The organism is Enterococcus sp. AZ063 (assembly GCF_051715045.1).
GTDB classification, from domain to species: Bacteria; Bacillota; Bacilli; order Lactobacillales; family Enterococcaceae; genus Enterococcus_D; species Enterococcus_D casseliflavus.
The window spans coordinates 3,661,390-3,683,342 of record NZ_JBIOTA010000001.1 but is presented as its reverse complement, the minus strand read 5'-3'; the positions used below and the strand labels follow the sequence as shown (position 1 = coordinate 3,683,342).

The 21,953-nt window shown below is 46.2% G+C and carries 17 protein-coding genes; 13 read left to right on the top strand and 4 right to left on the bottom strand.

Annotated features, from left to right (window positions below):
- Positions 1 to 99: 99 nt before the first annotated feature.
- The 11 genes from priA to gor all read left to right on the top strand — a co-directional run bounded on the left by priA (position 100) and on the right by gor (position 15,110).
- Entirely contained in the window at positions 100 to 2,502 is a 2,403-nt protein-coding gene (gene priA, locus IGK61_RS17255; RefSeq protein ID WP_074536313.1) for a primosomal protein N', read from the top strand.
- Positions 2,503 to 2,512: 10 nt separating this feature from the next.
- Positions 2,513 to 3,004 carry a peptide deformylase gene (def, locus tag IGK61_RS17250; protein ID WP_005230314.1) on the top strand — a complete coding sequence of 164 codons (492 nt, stop codon included), beginning with the start codon at positions 2,513 to 2,515 and terminating at the stop codon, positions 3,002 to 3,004.
- A complete protein-coding gene (gene fmt / locus IGK61_RS17245) occupies positions 2,997 to 3,950 on the top strand; it encodes a methionyl-tRNA formyltransferase (RefSeq protein WP_074536311.1) in 954 nt (317 codons plus the stop codon). The genes def and fmt overlap by 8 nt, the downstream gene beginning before the upstream one ends.
- Positions 3,940 to 5,298, top strand: coding sequence for a 16S rRNA (cytosine(967)-C(5))-methyltransferase RsmB (gene rsmB / locus IGK61_RS17240; protein ID WP_015510616.1), 1,359 nt, complete (start codon positions 3,940 to 3,942; stop codon positions 5,296 to 5,298). Before fmt ends, rsmB begins: the two co-directional genes overlap by 11 nt.
- Before the next feature lie 14 nt (positions 5,299 to 5,312).
- Positions 5,313 to 6,053, top strand: a complete 741-nt coding sequence (locus IGK61_RS17235; RefSeq protein ID WP_074536310.1) for a Stp1/IreP family PP2C-type Ser/Thr phosphatase — start codon at positions 5,313 to 5,315, stop codon at positions 6,051 to 6,053.
- Positions 6,050 to 8,047: a Stk1 family PASTA domain-containing Ser/Thr kinase gene (gene pknB, locus IGK61_RS17230; protein ID WP_074536309.1), complete on the top strand. Its 1,998-nt coding sequence runs from the start codon at positions 6,050 to 6,052 to the stop codon at positions 8,045 to 8,047. Before IGK61_RS17235 ends, pknB begins: the two co-directional genes overlap by 4 nt.
- 224 nt (positions 8,048 to 8,271) lie before the next feature.
- Positions 8,272 to 8,739: a CtsR family transcriptional regulator gene (locus tag IGK61_RS17225; protein ID WP_005230319.1), complete on the top strand. Its 468-nt coding sequence runs from the start codon at positions 8,272 to 8,274 to the stop codon at positions 8,737 to 8,739.
- A 5-nt stretch (positions 8,740 to 8,744) separates the two neighbouring features.
- A complete protein-coding gene (locus IGK61_RS17220) occupies positions 8,745 to 11,225 on the top strand; it encodes an ATP-dependent Clp protease ATP-binding subunit (protein WP_010748867.1) in 2,481 nt (826 codons plus the stop codon).
- A 269-nt stretch (positions 11,226 to 11,494) separates the two neighbouring features.
- A complete protein-coding gene (locus IGK61_RS17215) occupies positions 11,495 to 12,415 on the top strand; it encodes a peptidase U32 family protein (protein WP_074536307.1) in 921 nt (306 codons plus the stop codon).
- Positions 12,416 to 12,428: 13 nt separating this feature from the next.
- Positions 12,429 to 13,670, top strand: coding sequence for a peptidase U32 family protein (locus IGK61_RS17210; RefSeq protein WP_008381725.1), 1,242 nt, complete (start codon positions 12,429 to 12,431; stop codon positions 13,668 to 13,670).
- Between the two features lie 93 nt (positions 13,671 to 13,763).
- Complete coding sequence (gene gor, locus IGK61_RS17205) at positions 13,764 to 15,110, top strand: glutathione-disulfide reductase (protein WP_074536305.1); 1,347 nt, start codon at positions 13,764 to 13,766, stop codon at positions 15,108 to 15,110.
- Positions 15,111 to 15,272: 162 nt separating this feature from the next.
- On the opposite strand, the gene IGK61_RS17200 is transcribed toward gor, so the two are convergent.
- The 4 genes from IGK61_RS17200 to IGK61_RS17185 all read right to left on the bottom strand — a co-directional run bounded on the left by IGK61_RS17200 (position 15,273) and on the right by IGK61_RS17185 (position 19,396).
- A complete protein-coding gene (locus IGK61_RS17200) occupies positions 15,273 to 16,259 on the bottom strand; it encodes a polyprenyl synthetase family protein (protein WP_010748870.1) in 987 nt (328 codons plus the stop codon).
- Between the two features lie 11 nt (positions 16,260 to 16,270).
- Positions 16,271 to 16,831, bottom strand: a complete 561-nt coding sequence (locus IGK61_RS17195) for a Gx transporter family protein (RefSeq protein WP_074536304.1) — start codon at positions 16,829 to 16,831, stop codon at positions 16,271 to 16,273.
- A gap of 10 nt (positions 16,832 to 16,841) precedes the next feature.
- Entirely contained in the window at positions 16,842 to 17,249 is a 408-nt protein-coding gene (locus IGK61_RS17190; RefSeq protein WP_074536302.1) for a NusG domain II-containing protein, read from the bottom strand.
- A 206-nt stretch (positions 17,250 to 17,455) separates the two neighbouring features.
- The gene (locus IGK61_RS17185) at positions 17,456 to 19,396 is read right to left on the bottom strand and encodes an NAD(P)/FAD-dependent oxidoreductase (protein ID WP_005230327.1); all 1,941 of its coding nucleotides are present in this window, start codon (positions 19,394 to 19,396) and stop codon (positions 17,456 to 17,458) included.
- Between the two features lie 270 nt (positions 19,397 to 19,666).
- On the opposite strand from IGK61_RS17185, the gene pplA reads away from it, so the two are divergent.
- Complete coding sequence (gene pplA / locus IGK61_RS17180; protein ID WP_016608361.1) at positions 19,667 to 20,605, top strand: extracellular electron transfer flavoprotein PplA; 939 nt, start codon at positions 19,667 to 19,669, stop codon at positions 20,603 to 20,605.
- 263 nt (positions 20,606 to 20,868) lie between these two features.
- Positions 20,869 to 21,945, top strand: a complete 1,077-nt coding sequence (locus IGK61_RS17175; RefSeq protein ID WP_074536301.1) for an FAD:protein FMN transferase — start codon at positions 20,869 to 20,871, stop codon at positions 21,943 to 21,945.
- Positions 21,946 to 21,953 lie beyond the last annotated feature (8 nt).

The window sequence follows — 21,953 nt, the reverse complement described above, 5'->3', positions numbered from 1 at the left end:
CTGGCTTTTTCTTTTGAATGATGATGGTTAAATTTTTGTAAGGGGTACAGACAAACCCCCACCCATTTAGTAAAATAGAACCTAAAAGGAGGAGAAGAAATGGCGTACATAGCAGAAGTGATCGTGGATGTTCCCACGATGCAGACCGATCAGCCTTTTACCTATCTGATCCCATCAGAATTACAAGCCGCCATTGAGACAGGGATGCGGGTCGAAGTGCCATTTGGCAAGGGCGACCGCCATATCCAAGGGTTCGTCGTCGGCCTTTCAGAAGTTGCCGAACCGCAGCAGACCTTAAAACCAATCGTTCGTTTGTTGGATTTGTCGCCTGTCGTCAATGAAGAACTTCTCCAATTAGCCGACTACATGAAGGAAACGACCTTTGCCTTTAAGATCACTTGCTTGCAGACGATGCTGCCTAGTGTGATGAAAGCCGAGTACCAAAAGCAGATCGTTTTGCTGGAAGGAAATCATCCCATCAAAGAATATTTTCCCGAAAACGGCATCCTCAGCTGGCAAGACGCCGAAAGTGCAGGGCTGTTGCCGCAGTTGAAGCCTTTGCGGGAAGCCGCAGTAGTTGAATTGCAGTATCTCGTGAAAAATAAAAACAAAGCGAAAATGACCCGTTACATTGAACGCAAGATCGATCCAGCAGAAATCCCCGCCGTCCAGCAACAGCTGCGCAAAGGGGCCAAACGCAAGCTGGAAATCTTACAGATTTTGACAGAGGAAGCCCGCTTGCCGGTTTCCTTTTTTACCGAACAAGGGATTTCCACCGCGGCTTTGAACCAAGCGCAAGAAGCTGGTTGGCTGACCTTTACGGAAGTTGAAGCCTACCGTGATCCTTACAAAGACCGTCAATTTCAAAAAACGGTCCCGCTTGAATTAAATGAAGAACAGGCAGCTGCAGTAGCGCAAATCACTGCTTGTGCGGATAACCAAGAGGCACAGACTTTTTTACTGGAAGGGATCACCGGCAGTGGAAAAACAGAAGTCTATCTGCAAGCGATCGCCCAATTGCTGAAACAAGGCAAAACCGCGATCATGCTCGTGCCAGAGATCGCGTTGACTCCGCAAATGGTCGAACGCTTTAAAAGCCGTCTAGGCGACGCAGTGGCTGTTTTACACAGCGGCTTGTCCCAAGGTGAAAAATACGATGAATGGCGTAAGATCGAACGTGGGGAGGCGCAGGTGGTGGTTGGCGCCCGCTCGGCGATTTTTGCTCCGTTGAAAAACATCGGGGTCATCATCGTCGATGAGGAGCACGAAGCCTCCTACAAGCAAGATGAAGCCCCTCGTTACCATGCGAGAGATTTAGCGATTTGGCGCAGCCAGTACCATCACTGTCCAGTGGTGTTAGGCAGTGCGACGCCGTCATTGGAATCTCGTGCCCGGGCGCAAAAAGAAGTCTACCGCTTATTGAAATTGAATCAACGGGCAAAAACCAGTGCGCAATTACCGCAGATCGAAGTCGTGGATATGCGTACCGAATTTGCCAATAAAAAGTATCAAACCTTTTCTCGTCCGTTACAGGAAAAAATTACAGACCGCTTGGCCCGCAAAGAACAGATCGTCTTGCTGCTGAATCGGCGCGGCTACTCTTCCTTCGTGATGTGCCGCGATTGCGGGTATGTTTTGCCCTGTCCAAATTGCGACATCTCCTTGACGCTGCATATGGATACCAAAACGATGCGCTGTCATTATTGCGGACATGAAGAACACATCCCCCATCGTTGCCCCAACTGCAATGCAGACAAGATTCGTTATTACGGAACGGGCACGCAAAAAGTGGAAGAAGAGTTGAAGGAACTGTTTCCCGAAGCGCGGGTTTTACGGATGGATGTCGATACCACCCGCAAAAAAGGCGCCCATGAAAAAATCTTGACCTTGTTTGGGGAGAAAAAAGCGAATATTTTGTTAGGGACTCAAATGATCGCCAAAGGCTTGGATTTCCCTGATATCACACTGGTAGGGGTCTTGAATGCCGATACCGCCTTGAATTTGCCAGATTTTCGTTCGAGTGAACGGACGTTCCAGCTGTTGACTCAGGTCAGTGGTCGGGCAGGTCGGGCAGAAAAAACCGGCGAAGTGGTGATCCAAACATTCAACCCTGAGCACTACGCCATCCAATTGGCGCAGTCGCAAGACTACGAAGATTTCTATCAAAAAGAAATGTGGATGCGGCACCAAAGCGGCTATCCACCGTATTATTTCACCGTCAAAATCACCTGCAGTCATCCCGAAGAGCAAGTCGCAGCTCAGAAGATGTTTGCGATCGCGCGGAATCTGCAGCAGGAGCTGTCACCGCAAAGTATTTTGTTGGGTCCGGCACCCAGTGCGATTTTGCGGGTGAAAAACCGTTATTACTACCAATTGATCATTAAATACAAAAATGAACCGCAGCTACCTGCTTTGTTGACCCGTCTGTTGGATCAAAGTCAAATCGATCAGCGCAAAGGATTGTACGTGTCGATTGACCAAGAGCCGTTGAATTTTATTTAGAGGAGAAAATATGCGTTATCCTATTATTATCACCCCCGATGAACGTCTTCGTCGGCAAGCAAAACCCGTCAAAGTTATTACCGATGAGCTCGTTCAGCTACTAGACGACCTTTATGAAACGATGGTCGCCCACGACGGGATCGGTATTGCCGCACCGCAAGTCGGCAAAAACCTGCAAGTGGCGATCGTGGAAGTCGAAGAAGACGACCGCTTTGAAATGATCAACCCTGAGATCATCGCTTCTTCTGGTGAATCCCTTGATGTGGAAGGCTGCTTGAGTATTCCCCACACCTTTGGGACCGTCAAACGAGCAGACGAGATCACTGTCCGCTATTTCGACCGAGAAGGAGAGGAAATGGAAGTGGAAGCATTCGGCTACTTGGCGCGTGCGATGCAGCATGAGATCGATCATTTAAATGGCGTGCTGTTTGTCGACAAGCTCGTCGAACGCATTCCTGAAGAAGACTTAGAAAAGTATATGGAGGAACATGAAAATGACTAAAATCGTCTTTATGGGTACCCCGGCGTTTTCCGTCCCAATTTTAGAAGGCTTGCTTGAAGCTGGCTATGAAGTGGCAGCAGTCGTGACCCAGCCGGATCGTCCCGTCGGTCGCAAAAAAACCATCACTCCGACCCCCGTTAAAGAAGCGGCGATGAAGCATGGCTTGTTGGTTTTACAACCAGAAAAAATCAGTGGGTCGCCAGAAATGGAGCAGATTCAAGCTTTAGCACCTGACCTGCTGATCACGGCAGCTTTCGGCCAATTTTTACCTAGTGCGTTACTAGAAGTACCAAAGCATGGCGCTATCAACGTTCATGCGTCCCTACTGCCGAAATACCGTGGCGGAGCACCTGTGCATTATGCCATTATGGAAGGGGAGCAAGAAACGGGTGTAACCATCATGGAAATGATCAAAAAAATGGATGCTGGCGGTATTTTTGCTCAAGCTCATTTGCCGATCACGGCACAAGATGATGTGGGGACGATGTTTGATAAGTTGAGCCTATTAGGCAAAGACTTGCTGCTGGAAACTGTGCCGAAAATCTTGTCAGGAGAGCTGCAGCCTGTCCCGCAAGAAGAAGCAAAAGTCACCTTTTCACCAAATATCAGCCGTGAACAAGAAGCCATCGACTGGCAGAAAACGGCGGTGCAAATCGATGCCCAAGTCCGAGGCATGCGACCATGGCCGATCGCCTTTACGACACAAAATGGCAACCGCTGGAAACTTTGGCAAGTGACACCGCTGGAGCAAACGACGACAGCCCAACCAGGAACGATCATTGAACGGACGAAAAAAACGTTGCTGATCGCTTGTGGGGAAGGCACGGTATTGGCTATCGATGAATTGCAGCCAGCTGGAAAAGGCCGACAAGACATTGCCGCATTCTTAAACGGCAGTGGACAACAGATTCAAAAAGGGGATCAGGTAGGTACCTATGAAGCGTAATCTTGGAGACATACAATATACAGTGCGTTTTGTGGCACTAGAAGCGTTGTTGCGAATCGAAAAAGGCGGCGCTTATTCCAATCTACTGCTGCGGGAATTGATGAATCAAGGGCGTTTAAATGACAAAGACGGTCGCTTGCTGACTGAATTGGTGTACGGCACCATCAGTCGTCAGCTTTTATTGGATTATTATTTGGATCGGTTTATTAAAAATGCCCGCAAAGTCGACCCGTGGGTCAAAACGCTGCTGCGGCTTTCCTTGTATCAGATGCTGTATCTCGATAAAGTACCCGCCCATGCCATCATTCATGAAGCCGTGGATATTGCGAAAGCCAAAGGCAATCCGGGAACTGGAAAATTCGTCAATGGCGTCCTGCGCACGATCCAACGACAAGGAGTGCCAGACTTGGCATTGATCAAAGACCCAATGGAACGTTTAGCAACGGAAATCAGTTTGCCCCTGTGGCTAACGAAGAAACTAGTCAAACAAATTGGGATCGAAGAAACCAGTGAGCTGGGTTATGCCCTATTTGAACCCAATCATGCCAGTGGTCGTATCGATCTGCAGCGCATCTCGCAAGCAGCAGCGATCGAACGGCTACAAGAAGAAGGCATCGACGCACGACCAAGTGAGCTTTCCCCCTATGGGGTTGTGGCTGACAAAGGCTTTATGGCGGGCTCGTCCCTCTACAAAGAAGGTTTACTGACGATCCAAGATGAAAGTTCGATGCTGGTTGCCCCCGTTTTACAAGTAGCCCGAGACCATCAAGTACTGGATGCCTGCGCCGCACCAGGAGGCAAAACGACCCATATCGCTGCCTTCTTGTCTGCCGCAGAGGGCGGCAAAGTGACAGCACTGGATATCCATGCCCATAAGGTTAAGCTGATTCAGCAAAATGCCCAACGTTTAGGCGTCGAAGCCGTTGTGGAGACCCGCGTGATGGATGCGCGGGAGACGGCTCAAACCTTTGCACCCGAACAATTTGATCGCATCTTAGTGGATGCCCCTTGTTCTGGATTAGGGTTGATGCGCCGTAAACCGGACATCAAATACAGCAAGACGGAAGCCGATTTCCAACGCTTGCCGCAGATTCAGCGAGAGATTTTGGAAAGTGCCGCCCCAACCCTGAAAAAATCGGGTATAATGGTCTACAGCACATGCACGATTCTAGCGGAAGAAAATCAACAAGTCGTGGCAGCGTTTCTCGCTGACCATCCTGAATTTGAGCAAATGCCTCTTGCGGTAGGACCGCTGGCAGCCGAAGCGGTTCAAGAGGATATGTTGACGATCTATCCGCAAGATTTTATGACAGATGGCTTTTTTATCAGTTGTCTACGCAAAAAGTAACGAGGTGAAAGAAATTGGAGATTCGTTTTCAAACAGATGTCGGCAAACGTCGCAACACAAACCAAGATTTTGCAGCAACCTATGTAAATAAAGCCAATGTGACATTGGCCTTGCTTGCCGATGGCATGGGGGGCCACCGGGCCGGAGATGTCGCTAGCCGTCAAGCAGTCAGTGAGATCGGCACCGCTTGGGAACAGACAGAGCTGACAGACAGTGAAAAAACTGCCCAATGGCTGATCCAAAAAATCCAAGCGGAAAGCCAAGTGATTTTCCAAAAAGGACAAGAACAAGAAGAACTTAGCGGCATGGGCACCACGATCATTGCTGTGGCCTTATTAGGCGACCAGTTTACGATCGCCAATGTCGGGGACAGCCGTGCCTATCTTTTACGCAATCAAGTGCTGACTCAAATCACAGAGGACCATTCACTGGTCAATGAATTGGTGAAGTCGGGACAAATCACGGCAGAAATGGCCTTGAATCATCCTCGCAAAAACGTTTTGACCCGCTCGATCGGTATGCCAAGCGAAGTCGAAGTCGATGTGGCGATCCACTTTATTGCAGACGGGGATTATTTGCTGCTGTGTTCAGATGGATTGACCAACATGGTCTCAGATGAAGAGATCACAGCAACGATCCAAGAAAACCCTGTGCTGGAAGAAGCAGTGCAATCATTGATCGATCAAGCCAACGAACGCGGTGGTGTCGACAATATCACGGTATTATTGATTAAAGTTGGAGGAGAGCGCCCATGATCGAAATTGGGAAGAAGATAAACGGCCGATACAAAATCATCGGCAATATCGGCAGCGGCGGAATGGCAAATGTGTTTTTGGCACATGACTTGATCTTAGACCGTGAAGTGGCAATCAAAGTGCTTCGTTTTGACTTCCAAAACGACCAAAGTGCGATTCGGCGCTTTCAACGAGAAGCCTTGGCGGCGACTGAGCTGGTTCATCCAAACATCGTAACCGTTTATGATGTCGGCGAAGAAGACGGCATGCAGTTTTTGGTGATGGAATATGTCAAAGGGATGGATCTCAAGCGCTATATCCAAACGCACTATCCCGTACCTTATTTGCAGATCGTTGATATCATCCAACAAATCTTATCAGCGGTGGCATTGGCCCATCAGCACCGCATCATTCACCGGGACCTAAAGCCCCAAAATGTGCTGATCAATGAAGACGGCGTGGTGAAAATCACCGATTTTGGGATCGCGATCGCCTTATCAGAAACATCGATCACCCAAACCAACTCGATGCTAGGCTCGGTGCATTATCTTTCACCAGAACAAGCACGAGGCAGTATGGCCACCAATCAATCAGATATTTATGCGATTGGAATTATCCTCTATGAAATTTTAACCGGCAAAGTACCCTTTGATGGCGAATCAGCCGTAACGATCGCCTTGAAACACTTCCAAGATGAGATCCCTTCGATTCGGATCTATGACAAAAATGTTCCGCAATCGCTGGAAAACGTCGTATTGAAGGCGACCGCCAAAGAACCGGCGGATCGTTACAAGACCGCCGATGAAATGCGGGCAGATCTCGATACCGTGTTGTCTCCTGACCGCCTCAATGAACCGAGATGGGAACCTCATGCCCTGATGGATGAAACGAGAGTGCTGACTCCAGTGGAAGCAGCCCAAGTCGAAACGCCGCCAGTGGAGGAACCCGTAGAAGATGAGGTTGCGGATCAAGCCGAAGAACCAGCGCAACCGAAAAAGAAAAAACGCAAACGCTGGCTGTTGCTGCCCATCATTATGGTGATCGCACTGTTAGGGATAGGCAGTTACTTCCTATTCGGCGGTGGTCGAGGAGATGTGGCGATTCCTGAAGTCAGTGGTCAGACGGAAGCAGCTGCCCGTGCCGAGCTAGAAGCCGCCGGCTTGAAAGTAGCAGATGAGGTGGAAGAAATCGAAGACGATGAAGTCGAAGCAGGCAATGTCGTCAAAACCGATCCCCCAGAAGGCAATGAAGTCAAAAAGAATTCCGTCGTCACTCTCTACATCAGTAGCGGAACGAAGAAAATCACCCTTGATGACTATGAAGGTCGTTCCTTCGATGATGTCAAAAAAGAATTGATCGATTTGGGCTTTGATGAAGACAGAATCAAAGAAGAGTTAGAGTCGTCAGATGATGTCGACGAAGGGGATATTATCAGTCAATCACCAGCAGCAGGGCGGGAAGTTTCCCCAGCAGAAGACGAAATCACCTTTAAGGTCAGCTCCGGACCAGATAGCTTCGCAATGGACAACTATTATGGTATGACAGAGGCAGATGCACGAGCAGCATTAACTTCTCGCGGGGTAAGCCTTTCACAAATCAATGTCACTTACGAATCCAGTAGCCAACCGGAAGGTACGATCATTGGTCAAGCACCAGCGAGTGGCGAGTCCGTTGTGACTTCCAGAACCATCATTACATTAACTGTCAGCAGCGGGCAAGAAATGGTCAATGTACCAAGAATCGTTGGCAAAAGCCAAGCCGATGCAGAAGCAGATTTGAATGAAGCAGGATTGCAGTATACGATAGAACAAGAATCTGATTATAATGACTCTGTGCCTGCTGGAGAAGTAGTGCGCGTTACGCCGGGAGCAGGTACTTCTGTAGCAGTAGGAAGTTCTGTCACCGTGACGGTTTCCAGAGGTCCTCGACCACAGGATTCTTCTTCGTCAAGCAGCTCATCCTCCTCAAGCAGCAGCTCGTCAACGAGTGAAAGTAGTTCAGAAAGTACGCAATAAGATGAACGTTTATGTTAGAAGAACAAGCAGCCTACGGGGACCAAAGAATTTTCTTTTTGTTCCCCGACGAGCTGCTTGTTTCTTTTTGTAGCTAAAAAGCTGAAGCGAGGGATAAGTGTCTTTAAAATTTCCTTTAGACCTTCCTTTTGTGCAAGCGTACATCTTTCCAAGGATTCAAAAATTGGGTATAATGAAGGTCAGAATTAGTCAAGGGAGGGAATGAATTGAGTCATCACAACACTTCCGATTTGATTGAAGCATATTTGAAGAAAATTCTTGAAGACAGTGAAACCATTGAGATTCGTCGCGCAGAAATGGCAAATTTGTTCAACTGCGTGCCCTCACAAATAAATTACGTGATCAATACCCGCTTTACCGTTCAAAGAGGCTATGCGGTTGAAAGCAAACGCGGCGGGGGCGGCTATATTCGGATCGAGAAAGTCAAAATTACTGATAGCCACCACTACTTAAAAGAAATGAATCAATTATTCGATGAAACCATCTCGGAAAAAGATGCATATGCAATAATCCAGAAACTTTATGAGGAAGGAATCCTGTCCAAGCGAGAAGGCAATTTATTGTTGACCGTCATCGCGAAAGCAGTTCTAGGACGTTCTCCTTATGAAAATAGAACACGAGCTGATTTGCTCCATGCAATTCTAGAACGATTAAGTTACGAAGACAGGAAGTGAAAGAGATGGATGAATTATTCACCCAACGCGCGAAAGCCGTTTTGGCTATCGCCCAAGAAGAAGCAAAATACTTTAAGCACCAAGCAGTAGGTTCTGAACATATTCTATTGGCACTGGTCATTGAACAAAACGGGATCGCTGGCAAAACGTTACGGGAAATGAATATCACAGAAAACGATATTCGTGAAGAAATCGAGCATTTAACAGGGTACGGCACCGTTCGTCAATACCCAGAAAACGCCTATCTCGCGTATTCACCACGAGCAAAACATACATTTGCTTATGCAGGGGATGAGGCCAAGCGTTTAGGGGCACCACAGATCGGTACCGAACATCTATTATTAGGCTTATTAAGAGACGAAGACATTTTGGCTTCACGAATCATGCTGAATCTCGGCTTGAGTCTCGCGAAAATGCGTCAGCTTTTGAAGAAAAAAATGGGCTTCAATGAAAGCAAAACCAACGGAAGTGCTGGTCGTCGTCGTCCAGCCCAAGCCAAAGCGCAGCAAGGAACACCAACCTTGGATTCCTTAGCCCGTGATTTGACCAAATTAGCCCGTGAAAAACGGCTAGATCCTGTTGTCGGTCGTGCCAAAGAAGTCAAACGGCTGATCCAGATCCTTAGCCGTCGGACCAAAAACAACCCTGTTCTCGTTGGGGAACCTGGTGTTGGGAAAACCGCGATCGCCGAAGGCTTAGCCCAAAAAATCATCAATGGGGAAGTCCCAGAAGACATGCAAAACAAACGTTTGATGATGCTGGACATGGGGGCTTTAGTTGCTGGAACGAAATACCGTGGAGAATTTGAGGACCGAATGAAAAAAATCATCGATGAGATCTATCAAGATGGTCAAATCATCTTATTCATTGATGAATTGCATACACTGATTGGGGCCGGCGGAGCCGAAGGGGCGATTGATGCCTCGAATATTCTGAAACCAGCCTTAGCCCGTGGAGAATTGCAAACCATCGGTGCCACGACATTAGATGAGTACCAAAAATACATTGAAAAAGATTCTGCGTTAGAACGCCGTTTTGCCCGAGTGCAAGTCGACGAACCAACACCAGAAGAAGCGGAAGAAATTTTGCGCGGCTTGCGTCCTCGTTATGAAGAACATCATGGGGTGGAAATTTCTGATGATGCGTTACACGCCGCTGTGCAATTGTCCGTGCGTTACATCAATTCGCGCCAATTACCAGATAAAGCCATCGATTTGATGGATGAATCAGCAGCCAAAGTGCGTCTAGACAAAACCGATGAAAGTTCGGAATTGGCAGATCTACAAAACGAGATCGCTAACTTGATTGAAGAAAAAGAAGCAGCCATTCGCCAGCAAGATTTTGAAGCAGCAGCTCGTCTGCGAATCAAGGAAAAGAAATTGACCCAACAATTGACGGAAGTGGCGTTTATGGAAGTCAAAGAAGCGTCAGGCTATGCCGATAGTGTTACTGCAGAAGATGTTGCTACGGTCGTTTCCCAATGGACTGGTGTACCTTTGCAACAGATGGAGAAAAAAGAAAGCGAACGCTTGTTGGATCTTGAAAAGATCTTGCATCAACGGGTAGTTGGCCAAGAAGAAGCGGTCAAAGCAGTCGCTCGTTCGATCCGTCGCGCCCGCAGTGGGTTGAAAGACCCCAACCGCCCAATCGGTTCCTTCATGTTCTTAGGCCCGACCGGTGTCGGGAAAACCGAGCTTGCCAAAGCCTTAGCGGAAGCGATGTTTGGTAGTGAAGATGCCTTGGTTCGTGTCGATATGTCCGAATTTATGGAAAAATACAGCACGAGCCGTTTGATCGGTTCACCGCCAGGCTATGTCGGCTATGATGAAGGTGGGCAATTGACGGAAAAAATCCGTTCAAAACCTTACTCCGTTATCTTATTGGACGAGGTGGAAAAAGCCCATCCCGATGTCTTCAATATCCTCTTGCAAGTGCTGGATGATGGTCATTTGACGGATGCCAAAGGTCGAAAGGTCGATTTCCGCAACACGATTTTGATCATGACCTCTAATATCGGTGCCCAACAAATCCGCGAAGAAAAAAGCGTTGGATTCAATGTCACTGATTTAACGAAAGATCACCAAGCGATGCAAAAACGGATCTTAGAAGAGCTGAAAAAAGCCTTCCGTCCAGAGTTCTTGAACCGTGTGGATGAAACAGTGGTCTTCCAATCCTTAGGTGAAGGGGAGATCCACGAGATCGTGAAGATCATGAGCAAAGCGATCATCAAACGGTTAAGCAACCAAGACATCCAATTGAAGATCACGCCATCTGCCATCGATGTGATCGGCAAAGCTGGTTTTGATCCAGAATATGGGGCACGGCCGATTCGTCGAGCATTGCAAAAAGAAGTCGAAGACCGTTTAAGTGAAGCACTCCTATCAGGACAAATTCATTTAGGTGACAAAGTGACGATTGGTGCTTCCAAAGGATCGATCACCCTCAATGTCAAAGAGGGACAAGCACGGGTCTTGCAACAAGTTTAAGTCGAGCCAATAACGGCAGCGGCGTTTCTATGGTCGAGCAATCGGCATCCATAGAAACGTCGCTTTTTTGTCTTGCTATGTCTAGTAGTGATCAAGAAGTCTCCACTGATTATGATTGATGATTCACAAAAAAATATCCTTTTAAATAGCTTTATGACAACGGTTGATTAACGGAAAAAGCGATATTCGTGAAAAAAAGAGTAACGAGACCTCTTGGAAAGAATCCTGCTGTGTGATACTATGAATGAGTTGAAAAAAGGAGGAGTATTATGGTTGAGATTATCGCCACGGTGGAATCGATCGAGCAAGCACAGCAGCTCATCCCTTATGTTGATACATTGTTTTTTGGAGAAGAGACATTCGGGCTGCGCCTACCGGCCTCTTTTTCTCGTGAAGAGCAAATCAGACTGATCGACATGGCCCACGAAGCTGGAAAGAAAGTGACGATCGCAGTCAATGGCATCATGCATCCAGAAAAAATGAAGCGGATTCCAGAATACCTAGCATTTCTGAAGACCAATCAAGCCGATCAAATCGCTCTCGGAGATCCTGGGATCATTTACCGCATGAAGCAAAATCCAGAATGTGCCTTGCCATTTATCTATGCAGGGGAAACCTTAGTAACGAGCGCTCGTCAAATCAATTTTTGGGGACAAAAAGGAGCAAAGGCAGCCGTTTTAGCGCGAGAAGTTCCTTTCGAGGAAATGAAAATCATGGCACCGCAACTAAATATTCCTGTGGAAGTATTGGTTTATGGTGCGACCTGCATTCACCAATCGAAGCGTCCGCTTTTACAAAATTATTATAACTATACCCAACAATCGGAAGAAAAGAACCACGACCGTGGGTTGTTTTTATCCGAACCAAAAAAAGAAGAAACCCACTATTCCATTTATGAAGATAGCCACGGCACGCACATTTTTGCCAATAACGACATCAATCTGCTGCTGCAACTGGCGGAATTAGCCGCAACAGGCTTTCAAACCTGGAAGCTGGACGGAATCTATACACGAGGGGCTGCCTTTGTGTCTATTGCTAAACTGTTTGCCCAAGCCAAGAGCCTTGTAGAAAGTGGGGAGTGGCAAGCAGAGCAAGCAGCTGTGCTCAGTGAACAAGTTGCCCAACTTCATCCAGCAGAACGTGGGTTAGACACTGGATTTTATGCCATCGATCCTGACGATATCAAGTAAGGAGCAAGAACAAATGACCGTTAAACAAGCATTGAAACGACCAGAAGTGTTAGCACCAGCTGGTACGTTAGAAAAATTAAAAACAGCGATCCACTATGGCGCTGACGCTGTCTATATCGGCGGCAATGCCTATGGTCTACGGAGTCGCGCGGGAAACTTTACCTATGAAGAAATGGCGGAAGGGGTGGCTTTTGCCAAAGCCCACAACGCAAAAGTCTATGTAGCAGCCAACATGGTGACCCATGAGGGCAATCAAGAAGGTGCAGGGGAATTCTTTCGGGAATTGCGAGATGTCGGTATTTCGGCCGTGATCGTTTCTGATCCCGCTTTGATCCAGATCTGCGCAACAGAAGCGCCAGGTCTACCGATCCATTTGTCCACCCAAGCCAGTGCCACGAACTATGAAACATTGGAATTTTGGCGGGAAGAAGGTCTAGAACGGGTCGTTCTCGCCCGAGAAGTGTCCATGGAGGAAGTCGCTGAGATCCGCAAAAATACTAGCGTGGAGATCGAAGCCTTTATTCATGGCGCCATGTGTATTTCTTATTCTGGCCGTTGTACTTTGTCCAATCATATGTCGATGCGAGACGCCAATCGCGGCGGCTGTTCGCAATCTTGCCGCTGGAAATATGATCTGTTTGACATGCCCTTTGCAACGGAACGAAACAGTTTGACTAAAAACGGGACAGTGGAAGAAGAGTTTTCCATGAGTGCTGTGGATATGTCGATGATCGAACATATCCCTGATTTGATTGAAAACGGCGTGGATAGTTTCAAAATCGAAGGCCGCATGAAATCGATCCACTATGTTTCGACCGTGGCGAACGTTTATAAAGCAGCCGTGGACAGTTACATGGCCGATCCAGAGAACTATGTCTGCAAACAAGAATGGATCGATGAACTGTGGAAAGTTGCGCAGCGCGAGCTTGCGTCAGGCTTTTACTATGATACCCCGAGTGAAAATGAGCAGTTGTTTGGTCCACGTCGGAAAATTCCACAATACAAGTTTATTGGGGAAGTCATGGCATATGATCCGGCAACGAAAACAGCTACGATCCGGCAACGGAACCACTTTTCCGTCGGCGATGAAATCGAATTTTACGGTCCCGGATTCCATCACTTTCACCAAACCGTCGAAGTCATGTATAATGAAGACGGTGAATCCATCGATCGTGCACCAAATCCTATGATGCTGCTGACGATGCCGGTCAAAGAACCGGTGGAAGTCGGAGACATGATTCGGAAGAAAAAATAAGGTCGAGAGTTTCTCTCGGCTTTTTTTGTTGAATCAATCCAGCCAAAAAGGATCGATGAGAACATAGACAATCTTAAGGAGGAAACAACAAATATGGAAACATACGACTACATAGTAATTGGTGGCGGCAGCGGCGGGATCGCCTCAGCCAATCGAGCAGGAATGCACGGCGCCAAAGTATTATTGATCGAAGGCAATGAATTAGGCGGCACCTGTGTCAATGTCGGCTGTGTGCCGAAAAAAGTCATGTGGCAAGCCAGTGAGATGTTAGAAATGATCAAGCGGGACGCAACTAGCTACGGCATTTATCCACATGTGGATAAATTTAATTTTACTGAGCTTGTGGATAACCGTGAAAAATACATTGATTTTTTACACACAGCCTATCAAAAAGGCTTAGACAGTAACAATGTAGAAGTTATCCACGGTTATGCACAGTTTGTGGATAACCACACGGTTACCGTCAATGGGGAAAACTACCATGCAGCAAACATTTTGATTGCCACCGGTGGAAAACCTAGCGCGATGAATATTCCCGGCGGTGAGTACGCCATTGACTCGAATGGTTTTTTTGCGTTGCGAGAAGCACCAAAGCGTATGGTCGTCTTAGGGGCAGGCTACATCGCAGCCGAAATCAGCGGGGTCAGCCAACAGCTGGGCAGCCAAGTGGCTTGGGCGTACCGCAAAGAGCGACCATTACGAACCTTTGACAAGATGCTTGCGGATAATCTCGTGGAGATGTACCAAGAATCAGGAATCGAAACTTATGCAGGCTACGTGGCCTCTCGTATCATTAAAGAAGGTGACGAGTATATCGTTCACTTTGAAAATGGCGAAACCTTGACCGGCGATTGCGTCCTTTTTGCTGGTGGTCGCGTGCCCAACACGGATAAGTTAGGTCTGGAAAACACCGATGTCCAATTGGATGAAAAAGGGTTTATCATTGTGGACAAATATCAAAATACCACAGCTGACTCGATTTTTGCGGTGGGCGATGTCATCGGAAAATTGGATTTAACCCCGGTTGCGATCGCCGCCGGTCGTCGCTTGTCTGAACGCTTGTTCAACGGTCAAAGCGATGCGTATTTGGATTATCACTTAGTGCCGACGGTCATCTTTACTCATCCACCGATTGCCACGATTGGTTTATCCGAAGAAGCAGCCTTGGCAAAATACGGCCAAGAGCAGATAAAGGTGTATCGCTCGCGCTTTACACCGATGTACTTTGCTTTAAATGAGTATCGCCAAAAATGTGAGATGAAATTGGTGTGCTTAGGAGAAGAAGAAAAAATCATCGGTCTGCACGGCATCGGGATCGGTGTCGATGAAATGCTGCAAGGCTTCGCTGTAGCCATCAAAATGGGTGCTACAAAAGCAGACTTTGATCAAACCGTTGCCATTCATCCGACAGGGTCAGAAGAATTTGTGACGATGCGTTAAAAGAAAAAAAGCCTCAACGGACAGATGATTTGTCCGTTGAGGCTTTTTTGCGTATAAAATTCTAGCTATCAACTAAAAAGTCCCCAAAAGTAGATCAGAAATCTAACCTTGGGGACTTATTTCAGGATGATTCCAGCTGCTGGGTTTATGCTAGATCCTTGATCAGTTCTGACGCCCAAGGATCTGAGCAGTGATCTGGTAAAGATACGTTTTGGTTTCATCTTTGGTCTCAGGTAATTTCTGGATCGCCTGCAAAGCTTTTTTCGTATAGTCGGCTGCGAGTTTCTTGGCTTCCTCGATCCCAGCACTTTCTTGGACGATCCGATAGACTTCGTGGGTGTCGGTGTCCGTCATGGCGTCTTGTTTTTCCAGCAATGGGAGCAGCTGTTGGCGGTCACTTTTCAATGCCATCAACAGCGGTAGGGAATAGACGCCTTGCCGAACATCTTCCAATACTGGTTTTCCTAAAGCAGCCGCATCTTGGCTGTAATCCAAGACGTCATCCATGATTTGAAAGGCAAGGCCAATGGCTTCACCGATCTCACGGGCTTGATTGGCAAAGCGCAAGGAGGTGCCGCTTTCGTAAGCTCCGATGAAGCAGCTTAAAGCAAACAATTCAGCGGTTTTGCCGCGAATGTTTTCTAAGTAATCCTCGACAGTGACGGACAAATCGTATCGTTTGCTCATTTGTCCTAATTCACCGGCCAGGATTTTTTCCATACTACGGGAATTCATCTGCAAGCTTTTCATGGAGCTAGCATAATCGGCCATCAATTTAAAGCAGCAGACGAAGAGGTAATCACCAGCATAGACAGCGACATCGTTGCCAAATTCGGAACGAATGGTCGGCAGCTTGCGGCGGGTGTCCGCATGATCGACGATATCGTCGTGGATCAACGAGGCAGTGTGGAGCATTTCGATCGAGGCCGCCAATGCGACGGCTTTTTCGCGATCTTTGTCGCTGCCATAAGCAGAAAAGAGCAGCTGATAAGCAGGACGCAGCAGTTTCCCACCTGAATGGATCATGGACAGGATCGCTTGTTCGACCTCTTTGTTTTTTAGTTTTAATGATTTTTCCATCAATTGCAAGGAGGCAGATAAGTCAGCTTGCAGTGCTGGATACTCTTGCCACATGGAATGAAGTTTCATAATTAACTCCTTTATTCTGAATCCGAGCGCCATTTGACTTTGGTCTGGCGTTCATAATCAATTTGAAAACGGCGCAGTGTTTCGACACGGCGCAGCAAGTAGTTGGCGGCGATCCCGATAGCGATCCCGGACAAGATCCCAAAGAAAGACAGGACCGGCAAGTAGAGCATCACGCTCCAGGATTGAGCGATCCATGAGGCAGTGATCAACTGTCCGACGTTGTGTAAGAACCCGCCGGCCGAACTAATGCCGATGATACTGACACGCTTAGGCCCCAACTGTTTCACCAAAGACATCCCAAAGTAGCTCAGTAAGGAACCGCTCATACTATATAAGAAGGTCGAAACCGTTCCTCCTAGTAACGTAGTTAAGATCAGTCTTAGCCAAATCAAGAGAAAGCTGTCTTTTTTTGGCATGGTGAACAAAGCAATAATGGTAATTAAATTTGCCAAACCTAGTTTCGCACCAGGCGCAAAGGCAAATGGATAAGGGATCATATTTTCAACTAAACCAATCACGACCCCTTGGGCGACCAGCAGTGAGATGAAAATTATTCGTTGTAATCGACTCATAAGCAAACGATCAATAGATTAGATCGTCGGTCTCACTCCCATCTGCGGTTTGGATTTCGATCACCAATTTATGAGGCAGACAGACAATGGTTTCCCCATTTTTACTGGCCCAGCCACGGCGGACACAAATCTGGTCGCCGCAATCGGCTTCCTTGATTCGGATCCGATCCCCTTCGATCTCCAGTAAATTGGTATCGCCATCTTCATCTTCATAAAGATAGGTGTACGTTTTTTGACCTTCAACTAAGTCAAAACGCTTGATTTCTGTCCCATCGACCCGCAAGACGGCTTCTTTGTCCGCTGTTTGCGTTTGGCCAAAAATAAAAATCGGTAAAAAAGAGCTGAGGATCAAAACAAGTATGATGACGCCATCCCATGGTTTTAAATGGGCATCGCGGATAAATTCTTTTAGTTTCATCAAAAAAGACTCCTGTTCTTTCATGTGATGTGTCTCATTCTAGCATAAGAAGACAAGATTCTACTAGCTGAATCCTCAATAATCCACCGATTTCTGTGCAAGGACGATCAAGAAAAAGTTCTGTACTTGGAAAGAGACCAAGACACTGATTGAAAATCAGAATGTCTTAGTCTCATGAAGTCGTACAGGTATTCTATTTTGCTGGCTTATTTATTGCCATATAAGGAGCGAGGGGTACCGTACCACCATTTTCCAAGGGTACGTTGCAACCATGGGATTACCCAACGGTCTAAACCGACTGCGCGTCCTGAACCGTTCATCAAGGCAAATGCAACTGGAATGAACCAGATGTTTACCCAGTAGAACATACCAGACATACAGAAAGTCAACACTAAAACGATAGTCGTTGCGTTTACTAACCAAGTGAAGAGACCAGCCATCAATGCAAGAGCTAAAGCAATTTCAAAGAAGACCATGAATTTTTGGAAGAACATTGCAACGTCGTTGTTTGGCATGATAAATTGCATAACTTTTGTGAACCAGTCAGGTGATTTTTCAATCACGATCATTGGTTGCTCACCGTAGGCATAGCTCAAACCGAAGTGTGCGGCTTGTGTCGCTGCATCGGCTGCTTCACCGGCACCACTAGCGGCACTTGCTGCATCGGCTGCTTCACTAGCACCACTTGCTGCATCAGCGACTGTTTGATATTCCCAAGTCCAAGGGAAAACGCTGTTGCCTTGGAACCAAGAACCTTCACCGAACCATGTACCAGGTTTGAAGACTTCCCCATTCGTACCCAAAATTTTCTTGAAAGCTTCAACGAACCAGACAAGACCATAGAAAATACGAAGCGGAACACTCCACAAGACGTTTCCGTAACGAGACGTATGACCACGAGCGACTGTCCGGTCATCTTTGATGTGGAAGATTTCATGCATCAAGTATTGGAACATGTAGTAACCAGAACGAATATCAAAGAAGTATTTCAAGTTAACGATATGTTTCATAATGATCGCTAAGAAACCGCTCAGGTGAATCTTATTGAATAAGTTCGCCACGCCCCATTTGGCACCGATGGAAACCATAAATCCTTGGTAGTTTCCTTTGAATTTATGTTTTTCGCCGCCTTTGATGGCTGAAACGATATTCGTTGCTGCAGTGTGCCCAGTTTGTTCAGCTGCTTGCACGATTTGTGGTGTTGGTGTGTTCGGGAATTCTTCGAAGTAAACCAAGTCACCAATAATATAGATGTTTTTGTCTTCGTAGCCTTTTGCTTCCATGTACTCATTGGCAACTAGACGGAAACCACGCGCGGTTTCTAAACCGAAATCAGCAGCATCGCTAGTTCCTTTGACGCCGGCAGTCCAGATCAACGTGTGGGTTGGGATCGTTGAACCATCTTTTAGTTTGATGTGGTCAGGTGCCACTTCAACGATTGGTGCATTCAAGACAAGATCAACATTGTTTTTCTTCAAGTAACGTTCTGCTTTGGCTGCATCGTTACGATCAAGCATGTTTAAGATCGTTGGCATTGCTTCAACGACTTTCAAGCTGATTTCACTTGGGTCCAATTTATAATCGGAAGCTAAACGATCTTTCCAATCGATCAGTTCACCGATCATTTCGATCCCAGTAAACCCAGAACCACAAACGACAAACGTCAACATTGCTTTACGTAATGCTGCATCTGGTTCGATCGCTGCTTTTGCGACAGTTTTTTCAATGTGTTCGCGAATGCGGACAGCATCGTCAAATGACCATAGAGTAAAGCCATTTTCTTTGACACCAGGTGTACCGAAGTCATTCGGTTCGCCACCCATCCCTAAGATCAAGTAGTCAAATGAATAGCTGCCTAATTTTGTTTGGACGGTTTTATTTTCTTTATCGATCCCAGTTACTGTATCGGTTACTAAACGAACATTTTTCTTGCGTGAGAACAAGCGCTGCAAGTCATATTGAATTGCGGTAGGTTCTACACGTCCTCCAGCGACTTCATGCAGTTCAGTCATCATCGTATGATAAGAGTGACGGTCGATCAATGTTATCTCAACATCATTGTCTTTTTTCAATTTCTTTGCCATGTACTTCGTAGCAGAAACGCCTGCATAACCGGCACCGACAACGACAATGTTTTTCTTTGCCATTGCAAATCTCTCCTTAATAAAAATAATCTATGATAATAATTACACAATCGTTCCTATTATATAGACAAATGGTTCATTTGTCTAACGATTCTGATGAAAAAAACGCATATTTCCTGAAATTCGTGAAAACTTGCGAAAATCAAAAAATAAGTCATTTTTTATTGAAAAAGCGGAAAGGAAGCGGTTGACATCTCGTAAATTTACTTTACAATGTTAGATGTATCACAAACTTTTTTGTGGGGAAAATAAACAAGTAAAAGGTGGATAATTATGAAAGCAAAGAAATTGATTGTAGGTATGGCGGTATTTTCATTCGCAGCATTATTGTTAGGGGGATGCGGAGCAGACGACAACAATACAGGTTCTTCGTCAACTAGTGAAAGTACATCACAAACTTCTGCAAGCGATTCTGCAACTACAGAAAGCTCAGAAGCAACCGTCGTTGCAGGCGAGCCAATGCAAGATGGTACGTATCGTTTAGAAGAAAAGAACTATAAAAACGACTACCGTGTCACATTTGAGATCACAGTCAAAGACGGCAAAATCGTTGAATCAAAATATGACAACGTCAATGCGGATGGCGAATCAAAAACAGAAAACACTGAATACAATGAAACAATGAAAGAAAAAGCAGGCATCAGCCCAGAAGAATTTATTCCTAAATTCAATGAAGAGTTAGTTGCCGCACAAAGCCCTTCTTCAATCGAAGTAGTTTCTGGCGCGACTCATTCCTTTGATTCCTTCCAAAACTATGCACAACAATTGATTCAAGCGGCGCAAGCAGGCAACACGGAAACCATTGAAATCGACAATGGTGCAGACTTGAAAGACGGAACCTATACATTAGAAGAAAAGAACTACTCAAACGGTTACCGCGTAGTCTTCTCAATGACTGTAGCTGACGGCAAAATCTCTGAATCAAACTACGACTACCTAAACGAAGCAGGCGAGTCGAAAAAAGATGATGCATCATACAACGAAAACATGGAAGCAAAATCTGGTACAAGTCCAGAAGAGTTCATTCCAAACTTCAATGAAGCCTTTGTTTCTGCAGTCAATGCCGAAGACGGCTCTGTGGCAGACATGGATGTTGTTTCAGGGGCAACCCACAGCTTCCACAGCTTTGTTATCTATGCACAACAATTGTTGAATGCCGCTGAAAAAGGCGACCAAACAACAATCGAAGTGGATAACTTCGTTACTGAATAATCACAACTTCTTTCTATTAAGAGGACAGCATTCGTTTTGAGTGCTGTCTTTTTTTCGTGGGCAACAAGGTCAAAAAAGCAAGTTCGTGCAAAAGGAAGCAATCTGGTGGGAAGGTTTTTTAAAAAAGAATGGTTTTTTACAAAGAAGAAAAGGTTCGATTAAGGATTCCTAAAATACGTTGAGGAATCACGGAATGCCCCTTTTCATTCTGCCAAAAAAAGGCTATTATATGAAGGTTGAAGACAATAGAAAAGAGGAAAATCATGAAAAAGAAAGTAACGTTTTTTCTGATGTTTGTTTTTTTAGGCACAATGTTGGCAGCCTGTGGCAGTGATCAGGAAGCAACGACGCTGCGCGAAGAACCATATTTTCAAGAAGAATTTTTATTAGGTACTTATACTCGGATTCGCATTTATGATGAAGGCAAAGAGGACGCCATGAAGCCGGCCTTTGACCGCATCAGAGAGTTAGGCGATAAAATCACCATCAACCAAGCAGGGTCAGAGATCGATGAGATCAATGCGCAAGCTGGCATCAAGCCGGTAAAGGTTTCGGATGACATCTATTATTTGTTAAAAGAAGCTTACGATTACAGTGTGAAATCAGAAGGCGGCTTTAATATGGCCATCGGTGCCATCACTCAATTATGGCGGATCGGCTTTGATGATGCCCGCAAGCCAGAGCAATCTGAGATCGATGAAGCATTGAAACATATCAATTATGAACAAGTCGAGTTTAACGATGAAGATCAAACCGTTTATTTAAAAGACAAGGACATGATTCTTGACCTTGGGGCGATCGCTAAAGGCTATATCACGGACGAAGTCGTCAAAGTGTTGAAGGACAATGGCGTGACTTCCGCGATCGTCGATTTGGGCGGGAATGTCTATGTGTTAGGTCATAGTAACCGCGGCACAGATGAGCCATGGAATGTCGGAATCCAAGACCCGAACAAATCTCGCGGCTCGATTATCGGCAGTATCAAAGAAACCAATAAAACAGTAGTTACTTCAGGGATCTACGAACGCTACTTAGAAGTAGACGGCAAAACGTATCACCATATTTTTGATTCTGAGACTGGCTATCCTTACGATAGCGATGTAGCAAGTGTGACTGTGATCACTGACAAATCCATCGATGGTGACGGGTTGACTACGGTGGCGTTTGATAAAGGAGTCAAAGAAGGCTTGGCTTATATCGAGCAGCATACCGAAAAGGGGACCGATGCGATCTTTATCACAAAAGAAGATAAGGTGTATGTAACCGACGGTATCAAAGATACCTTTGAACTTTCAGAGGAATCAGGCTACACGATGGGTGATCGTGCTGATTTAGAATAGGAGGAGTG